This is a genomic window from Arhodomonas sp. KWT (assembly GCF_010993615.1).
In genome coordinates, this window is sequence record NZ_WNXE01000266.1 from 1 (window position 1) to 2,790 (window position 2,790).

At 71.8% G+C, this 2,790-nt stretch carries 1 protein-coding gene; it reads left to right on the forward strand.

Annotated features, from left to right (window positions below; genetic code table 11):
* Positions 1-2,790: hypothetical protein (locus G7A99_RS17640; RefSeq protein WP_163142623.1), on the forward strand; the 2,790-nt coding region annotated here is incomplete at both ends.

A 2,790-nucleotide genomic window follows, 5' to 3' on the forward strand; every position in this document is an offset into this window, starting at 1 on the left:
GGCAGCCTCACCGACGAGGAGATCGGTGCCCTGGGCACCGCGCGGGCACCCGGTGACGTGACCATCGAGCACGACGACGACGGCGATATCGCCGCCCTGGTGGTGAACCAGACCATCCCCATGTACGTGGACGCCGGTGGCCGCTTCGATATCGCCGCCGGCGGCTCCGCCTATATCCAGGCGCTCAGCAACATCCGCGTCGGGACCGTCGACGTGGGGGATGACGCCCGGCTCCTGGCCAACGACAGTATCACCGTGGCCGACAGCGCGCCGGGCACGGTCACCGTCGGCGGCGACATCACCCTCGGTGCCTCCAACGGCTCGATCGGCGACGCCGACGGTGCCCCGCTGGCGCTGGATGTCGCGGGGACCCTCGGCGGTGTCTCCTCCTCCGGGGATGTGGCGCTGGAGTGGCTCACCGGCGACTTCGGCGTCGGCCGCGTGATCGTGGACGGCAGCGTCTACCTGGACGCCGTTGCGGGAGATCTCTACCGCACCGTCGCCGACCTCAACGTCAGCGGCCAGTCGGTGACGCTCAAGGCGGACGGCGCCATCGGCGGGGCGGGGGCGCCCATCGACGTCCGTCTCACCGGCGTGGACGGTACCCTGGGTGCCGACAGCGGCGGCGACGCCTGGCTGACCAGCCCGGATTCCCTGACCCTCGGTGACGGGGAGATCGGCGGTGCCCTTACCCTGCGCGGTGACGCCGCGGTGGATGTCGCCGCCGATGCCCGTTTCGTCGTCGACGGGCATTTCGGGCTCACCGCCGCCTCCACCACCGTTGGCAGGGACGGCGGGTTCACGGCCTGGGAGGAGGCCGATTTCAATCTGGGCGACGGCGATCTGACCTTCCTGGAAGACGGCGGCATGACTGCCTGGGGCGACCTCAGCGTGGTCGCCGGCGACCTGAGCCTGCACCAGGACGCGAGCATTTCCGTGCCCGGTGCGACGGCCACCGTCACCACCGGTGACTGGCATTTCGGGGAGGACACCGCGTTCTATTCAGATGGGCTGACCGCCCACATGGACAGCCTGACCATGGCGGCCGGCAGCCGGCTCAACGGTGATGACGGCGTGACCCTCCGGGTGGACGGCGACGCCCGCGTCGCGACCATCGACGTGGAAAACGACGCAATCCTCGCGCTGGACGTCACCGGCGACATCACCGCCATTGCCGGCGATACCCCCAACCTCGTGACCTGGTCCGGCGGCAGGGTCGACGTGGACGCCGGCGGGGCCATCGGCACGGCGGACACGGCCCTCGCGATCAACGCGCCGACCTTCGAGCGCATCGATGCCGGGGGCGGGGATGCGTACCTGACCTGGGCGTCCGATACCACCGGCGGGCGCATCGAGGCCGCCGGGACGGTGACGCTCAACGGCGATCAGGCCGTCGATGCCGATACCGTGACGGCCCGCACGGGGGAGGTGACCGCCGATCTCGGCGCGTTCACCGCGGGGACCGTGAGCGCCGGTGATGCGGTGACCCTGACCACCGCGCGGGGGCTTGATATCGGCACGGCGCATGCCGCCACCTCGCTGACTGCGGATAACGCCGACGGCGTCTTCGCGCTGGACGAGGCGGTGGCGGATGCCGCGGTACTCGGGAACACCGGTGGCGACATGAATCTGGGGACGGTGACGACCCGGACGGCCGGGCTGAACGTCGCCATCGCCGGGGGACAGCTGGATGCCGCAACCCTCGATGCCGCCACAGGGCTCACCGTGACCGGCACCGGGGGCAGCGATATCACCATTGAAGACGCCCGGAGCGGCGGCGCGGCGACCCTCGCCAATAACGTCGGCGGGGCAGCGGGCGGCGCGCTGAGCGTGGACAGGATCGTCTCCGGCGGCGTGCTCGCGATGGACAACGCCCAAGGCGTCTTCACCCTCGATTACGCCGAGGCAGGCGCCGGCGCGGCGCCGGCCGATCCCTGGGGCGTGCGGCTCACCAACACCGGCGGTGCCATGACCCTCGGCAAGGTGATCAGCCGGGGCCACGGCCTGCAGGCAACGGTGACCGGCGGCGACCTCAAGGCCGGGACGCTGGACGCCGGCGGCCGGCTGGACGTCACGGGCAGCGGCCGGGGTGATGTCACCATCGACCACGCCTTCAGCGCTACCGCGGCCACGGTGGAGAACACCCGCGGGGTGCTGACGCTGGGCGAGGTCGTGACCGCCACCGCCCTGACCGCCGGCAACGAGCACGGTGCTTTCCGCGTGGACACCGCCGAGGCCGGCACGTCCGCGACCCTGACCGGCACCGATGGACCCGTGACGCTGGGCACGGTGACCACCGGTACCGATCAGCAGGACGACAACCCGGCCGGCCTGGCGGTCACCGTGACCGGCGGCGACCTCGACGCGGGGATGCTGAATGCCGGCAGCCGGCTGGATGTGACCGGCGAGGGGCAGGGCGATCTGGCCGTCGTCCGTGCCCGCAGTGGTACCACCATGACCATCGATAACCGCGGTGCCGGGGAGATCGCCTTCGGCGAGGCGGGCGACAGCGGCTGGGCGCTGGATGCCGGCGGGACGCTCGACGTCACCGCCGTCGACGGTATAGCCGGCACCGGTGCCCGTGCCGGCGACAGCGTGACCGTGAATGGCGGACGCATCGACGCCGGCCGGCTGCGCAGCGTGTACGCCCCCGTGATCGTCAGCGCGGGCGGTGACGTCACCGTCGGCGAGGCGGTGGCCGAGGCCGGTCCGTTGAGCGTGACGAGCACCGCGGGCGACCTGCTGGTGGGCACGGCCTACGCGGGCACCACCGCGGATTTCCGCACCGGG